The organism is Pantoea sp. (genome assembly GCF_039594315.1).
GTDB lineage: Bacteria > Pseudomonadota > Gammaproteobacteria > Enterobacterales > Enterobacteriaceae > Pantoea.
The window spans coordinates 26,316-32,521 of sequence record NZ_JBCNNP010000045.1 but is presented as its reverse complement, the minus strand read 5'-3'; the positions used below and the strand labels follow the sequence as shown (position 1 = coordinate 32,521).

Here is a 6,206-nt window from a genome sequence, read left to right as displayed (position 1 = left end):
CCGATATGTGCAGCAACGTGCAGCCGTTCTTCGAAAACACCTGTATCGAAGGCACCACCGTCAATATCTACTGTTTCCGCGCGCAGAATAACGGCGGTACGGTGATTAAAGTGCTGGATACCCTCGACAGTAAATTCGACCAAATCTACACCTTGTACACCTACGGCCGCGTGTTTGATGTCGGCTGGTCGAACTCCCCGAAAGGCGCGTGGGATCACTCCACCGCGATTGAGATCTGTAACTGTAACTTCCAGACCGGTTATGGCGACGCCACCATTTATATGCCGCGCGTCACCCAGGGGATTCTGCGCAACGTGTGGATTGAGCACACGCGCAATCCTGGCGATCTCTCGGATGGCGGCTGGACCATCGATACGCTAAATATTGAGGATTGCGGCAGCCCGTTCAATCTCAACAATACGCGTATGACCATGCGCCAGCTGAATCTGCAATCCGGCGCGTCCATCAGTACCGATGCCGCCGCCGGGCGCTGGTTATCCACCTTTGAGTACGGTTATCGCCGTGATGAAAACTACGGCACCTTCATGACCGGCTCGCTGCGTGCGGGTTACTTCAGCGGCTACAAGATCACCAACAATACCGACACCGATAACTGGTATCGCGTTGGGCAGTTGTTCTTCCCGAATGCTAACCAGCAATGGGTGATGGAGTTTATTGGTAAAGCCGATGCCACCCAGCCCACCGGCACTGCCGGTACGCCGGTGAACGTGGCGGCCACCGGTAAGACCTGGGTTAACTTGCAGCGACTGGAAACGGTGTGGGCAGATGCCTATCACATGGGCCAACCGGCGGTACTGGATATTCGCTACAGCCGCGTCGGCACCACGTACGCGGCGGTGTGGGTGAAACTGCGCGCCAACAGTGGCGACACCATGCTGAACCTGAAATGTACCGGTCCAACACGCTTCGATACCGGTTCTTGCTCGCTGTTCCAGCAGGACTTCTCGATCGCCACCGACACCACCAAAATTGGCGGTTTCAAACCGGCGGCACGTTTTGGTCTGCATAACGGATTGGCGGGTGTCGGCGCCAATGAGAAAGGGGTGCTCACCGTCGCGACGGCAGCGGGTACGCCGACCAATAAAACCACGCCTACGGGCTTTGTGCTGGTCAACATTAACGGTGTCGATCGTAAACTTCCTTATTACGATTAGGGGCGAGCACCTTTTAGCGAGGCTTCGGCCTCGCTTTTTTTGTTTCTAACGAGGGAATGATCGTTAATAGCAGAGTTGACGAAATTATTGGTGCAAATTTGATGTGCGTTAATGTGTACTTTATAATGTACATTATGATGTTCATAAAAATGTATTTAAGGGTGAGGTATGGAGCGCATTCTTGCGGAAAAAACGATTAACATTACTGAGTTAAGGAAAAATCCGGCAAAATTTTTTATTGATGAGCCGGTTGCCGTTCTCTCTAACAATCGACCGGCGGGTTATATGTTAAGTGCACATTTGTTTGAAGAACTGATTGATCTGCTGGAACAGAAGCAAGGAAATAATCACACTCCCGCACGGTTCAGGCCTTCAGCGAGCCGTTTAAATGAGATTGTGGAAAACGGGCAGGCGCTGCTGCAAAGCGCTTCAGATAAGGATCTCAATGAGTTCACGGAATGAGCATAAGGGTTTTTAAATCAGCCTTGATCCGCCAACAGTTGACTGAGTTTGAACTTGAGGATTTGGCGGCGGATTTTTTGTCCTATAAAAGAGACGGCGAGTTACCCGATACCTTTGGCCGGGATGCACCTTATGATGATGATCGTACTTATCCTTTAGTGAGAGAAGAGCGGGTTTCTCACATTCATCTTGCCAATGCTGAAACGCTTTTCCCAAGGTTTCTACGTCAGTTCAACAGAACCAGCGATCAGGCACACTTGGTGTACTGCTCTGGGGCGATGGATGGTAATGCTTACTTACTGATTATCATCCTGAAACCCGAAGCGCATAAGATGGCGCGTAATAATAACCATATGCACAAGATCGGGCTGATGGCTGAAGCGTTCCGGATGCAGTATTGAGTTGTTGAATACCTTTTGAAAAGGGAGCGACCAACGCCGCCCCCATTCAATCAACCCTTCGGAAATATCCACACATGGTTTTCCGGCAGTGCCAGGTGGCAATGTTGCGGATCGCGCACCTCGGTGCCGTAAGCGCGAATCACAAAATCATCCCCCGTGGTGCGGAACAGATATTCCCAGCGATCGCCAAGATACATGCTGGTGAGCAGCGGCAGTTCCAGCTGATTTTCCCCCGGTCCCTCCACCAACTTCACGCGCTCAACGCGGATCACTGCGGTGGCGTCCTGTCCTTGTTGCACACCTTCTCCTGCTAATCCCCACAACGCCCAACCTTTGCCTTCGATACGTGCTTTACCGTCGCGTAGTTCGGTGATTTTACCGTTCAGGCGGTTGTTGCTGCCCATAAACTCAGCGGTGAACAGTGTTTTAGGCGAACCGTACATCTCTTGCGGCGTGCCTTGCTGCTCGATCTTGCCGTTATTCAGCAGCAGGATGCGATCGGAAATCGCCATCGCTTCATTCTGATCGTGCGTCACCATCAGCGCCGACAAACCCAGTTTGATGATCAACTCACGCAGGAACACGCGCGCTTCTTCACGCAGCTTGGCATCCAGATTCGATAACGGTTCATCCAGCAGAATCACTGGCGGGTTGTACACCAGCGCACGGCCAATCGCCACGCGCTGCTGCTGACCACCGGAAAGCTGATGCGGATGGCGTTTGCCAAGATGACCCAGGCCCAGTTGCGTCAGCACATCCTGCACACGTTGGGTGATTTCCGCCGATGCCACTTTGCGCAACTTCAATGGATACGCCACGTTCTCAAACACAGTTTTATGCGGCCACAGCGCGTAGGACTGAAACACCAGCCCGAGATTGCGCTCTTCAGCAGGGATTTCACTGCGCGGGGTGCCGGCGTAAACCTGGTTTTTACCGATGACGATGGTGCCCTGCGTCGGTTTTTCCAGCCCAGCCACCGCGCGCAATAGCGTGGTTTTGCCGCTGCCAGAAGGGCCGAGCAGCGAAACCACTTCGCCGCGTTGCAGATTCATCGACACGCCTTTCAGTACCGGGTTGTCGCCGTAAGTTAAATGCAGATTTTCGACCGATAACTCAATCATGTAATTTGACTCCAAAACGCAGGGCAATCCCTAAACCGACCACCACCAGCAGGATGTTAATAAAGGAGAGCGCAGCGACGATATCAATCGCGCCCGCCGCCCACAGCGAAACCAGCATCGAACCGATGGTTTCTGTGCCAGGCGAAAGCAGGTACACGCCGGTTGAATATTCACGCTCGAAAATCAGGAACATCAGCAACCACGAACCGATCAGGCCGTAGCGCGATAACGGAATGGTGACGTGGCGAGTAATCTGTCCACGCGTGGCACCGGTGCTGCGTGCCGCTTCTTCCAGTTCCGGCCCGACTTGCAGCAGCGTTGAGGAGATCAGACGCAGGCCGTAAGCCATCCACACCACGGTATAGGCTAGCCACACGCTGAAAATGGTGCTGCGCAGCGAACGTAGCCAGACAATCAGGTTGTCGCGCATCCACTGCGACCAGACGAAATCAGACAGCCAGCCAGATTTCAGCGAGTTATCCAGCCACATCGGCAGGAACAGGAACACCCACAGAAACGCTAAACCGGCCAGCAAGCCCGGCACGGCGCGCGGCACCAGCACGCTGTAATCGAGGAAGCGCGTGGTGTTGTCCGGTTTGCGGTGCATAGCGATGCCGATAAACAGATAACAGCCGACCGCCAATGCGCCGCCGATCACGCCGATCGCCATGGAGTTGACGATGGCGCGCAGCAGGTTGGGCTGTGCCCAGATGGTCTGGAAGGTTTTGATCGACAGCTCATCCCAGATCGAGACGCCAACGCCCCAGTTGGAGATAAAAGCACGCAGCACCACGCCGATCAGCGGTACGCCGATGGTGACGGTCAGCCAGAAGGCAACAACTGCACCCGCCACCCAGCGCCATTTGCCCAGCGGCAAGGCACGCGCCTGCGAAGCTTTACCTTTCACGGTAACGAAGCGGTTGGCGGTGCGCATTAAACGGCGCTGCAACATCACCAGTGGAATGGTGATACAAATCAGCACCACCGCCACGGCGGCCATCAGGTGATAGGACGGCGTTCCCAACTTGTTGGTCAACTGGTAGAGATAGGTTGCCAGCACCATGTTGCCTTCAGGATCGCCCAGCACCAGCATCAGACCGAACACTTCCAGGCCGAGGAAAAACAGCAGCACGATGGCGTAGAGAATAGAAGGGCGCACCATCGGCAAACTCACCGCCGTCATGACCTGCAACGGCGAGGCACCGGCAATACGCGCCGCTTCTTCCACATCCGATCCCACGCTGCGCAAGGCCGAGGAGATATACAGATAGGCGTGCGGCACGTGGGTTAAACCGGCGATCACCACGATGCTCGACATGTCGTAGATGTTCCACGGCACAAAACCCAGCAACTGCTGCGCCCACAGCGAGAAGAAGCCGACTGGACCGGCGGCGACCACGTAACCAAAGCCCAGCACCATCGGTGAAACGAAAATTGGCACCAGGATCAGCGGCTCGATCAGGCGTCTGCCGGGCAGATCGGTACGCACCATCAGGAACGCCAAAATACCGCCGAGCGGAATGGCGATGATCACCAAGCCAAAGGCGAGAATAAAGCCGCTTCTCAATGCTTTATAGAAGTCGGGATCGGTAAAAATAAATTCAAAGGCTTCAAGGCTCCACTCTTTCGACGGTGAAAAGAACGGTGCGGAGAAGAAGCTCTGTATCACGATAAACGACAGCGGAACGTAGATAACCAGTGCAGTTATCAGCACCACAATGCCGCGCGGCAGGCTTTGCCACTTTCTATGCAATGCACGCATATTCGGACCCTGAATGGTGAAATCAGATAAAAGAGAGCCAAGCGCGACGCAACGGCCGCGCTTGATTACTGCGGTTATTTACCGGCGGCTTCGCGCCACTGTTTGATGTAATCCAGACGTTTTTTCGGTTGCAGATATTCCAGCAGGCTTTCATCCACCGGGATCGGTTTCAGTGCTTTGCCCAACATTTTGGTCATGCCATCAATGTCGTTTTTGCCTTCAATATCGTTACGCAGGGAAGGGATGTCAGATTGATTCGCCAGAATGCTCTGTCCTTTCTCCGACAGCACATAATCCAGCCACAGCTGCGCCGCATGGCTGTGCTGCGCTTGCGAACTGATGAACGAAACGCGCGACAGCACCAGCGTGTAATCCTTCGGATAGGAGATGCCCAGCGACGGATCGGTTTTGGCACGCGCTTCGGCGTAAGAACCGAGGATGTTGAAACCAATCAGGTTTTCGCCAGATGACACCCTTTCCATCATGGTGCCGGTAGAGGATTGCACCGCTAAACCGCCTTTCGCCACATCCGCCAGCGTTTTGAAGTAGTTGGCATCGGCTTTAGCATCTTGCACCGACAGCATGAAGCCGAGGCCAGATTTCTCAATATCGTAGGTGGTGACTTTGCTTTTGAATTTGTCGGTCTGGCTGGCAATCAGTTTGGCCAGCGCCGCGTGGGAATCGGGCACATCACCGGCTGGAATCAGACGCTTGTTATAGATGAACACCACCGGCTCGTAGGTGGTGCCGTAGGCTTTGTTATTCCACACTGCCCACTTCGGCAATTGCGCCAGTTCCGGCGATTTGTACTCTTGTGCGTAGTCGGTCGCCAGCTTCAAGCCGGTATCCATTGAAGAGCTCCAGACGATATCGCCGCTGGTGCCACCGGAAGCCTGTTCGCTGATAAAACGGTTGTACAGCTCGGTGCTGTTCATATCGTTATATTCAACTTTGATGCCCGGATAGGTTTCTTCAAAGCCTTTGATCAGTGGCCCGGCGGCTTTGGTATCGGTGGTGGAATACACCACCACTTTGCCTTCTTTATTGGCGGCATCAATCACGCCTTGGTAATCCGCCGGATAGCCTTGCGGCGGGGCGGCGATAGCAGACATTGAAACAAAAACAGTGGCGGCAAGCAGAGACAGAGGGAATGTGTTCGACATTATAATTAACCTTTTAGTTACATTTGAGGAACTAATGGTCAACATAGCCGAACGCATTTTGTAGACAAGAGGTGACAGATCGTTATCTTCGCGAAGTGTGATTGTTGGCGTTGTTTGCCGAA

Annotated in this window: 6 protein-coding genes; 3 read left to right on the top strand and 3 right to left on the bottom strand. The window is 53.8% G+C overall.

What is annotated here, in order from left to right; translation table 11 throughout:
* The 3 genes from ABDW13_RS18970 to ABDW13_RS18960 all read left to right on the top strand — a co-directional run.
* Nucleotides 1-1,175, top strand: a 1,175-nt coding sequence (locus ABDW13_RS18970; RefSeq protein ID WP_343554103.1) for an amylovoran biosynthesis protein AmsF, incomplete at its 5' end; no start/stop codon positions are given.
* Nucleotides 1,176-1,343: 168 nt separating this feature from the next.
* The gene (yafN, locus tag ABDW13_RS18965; protein ID WP_343554102.1) at nt 1,344-1,637 is read left to right on the top strand and encodes a type I toxin-antitoxin system antitoxin YafN; all 294 of its coding nucleotides are present in this window, start codon (nt 1,344-1,346) and stop codon (nt 1,635-1,637) included.
* 2 nt (nt 1,638-1,639) lie between these two features.
* A complete protein-coding gene (locus ABDW13_RS18960) occupies nt 1,640-2,038 on the top strand; it encodes a type II toxin-antitoxin system YafO family toxin (RefSeq protein ID WP_343554104.1) in 399 nt (132 codons plus the stop codon).
* A 50-nt stretch (nt 2,039-2,088) separates the two neighbouring features.
* On the opposite strand, the gene ABDW13_RS18955 is transcribed toward ABDW13_RS18960, so the two are convergent.
* The 3 genes from ABDW13_RS18955 to ABDW13_RS18945 all read right to left on the bottom strand — a co-directional run bounded on the left by ABDW13_RS18955 (nt 2,089) and on the right by ABDW13_RS18945 (nt 6,084).
* On the bottom strand, nt 2,089-3,159 hold the full coding sequence (locus tag ABDW13_RS18955) for an ABC transporter ATP-binding protein (RefSeq protein WP_343554101.1): 1,071 nt from the start codon (nt 3,157-3,159) through the stop codon (nt 2,089-2,091).
* Nucleotides 3,152-4,921: an iron ABC transporter permease gene (locus ABDW13_RS18950; protein WP_343554100.1), complete on the bottom strand. Its 1,770-nt coding sequence runs from the start codon at nt 4,919-4,921 to the stop codon at nt 3,152-3,154. The genes ABDW13_RS18955 and ABDW13_RS18950 overlap by 8 nt, the downstream gene beginning before the upstream one ends.
* 74 nt (nt 4,922-4,995) lie before the next feature.
* Nucleotides 4,996-6,084: an ABC transporter substrate-binding protein gene (locus tag ABDW13_RS18945; RefSeq protein WP_343554099.1), complete on the bottom strand. Its 1,089-nt coding sequence runs from the start codon at nt 6,082-6,084 to the stop codon at nt 4,996-4,998.
* Between the last annotated feature and the right edge of the window lie 122 nt (nt 6,085-6,206).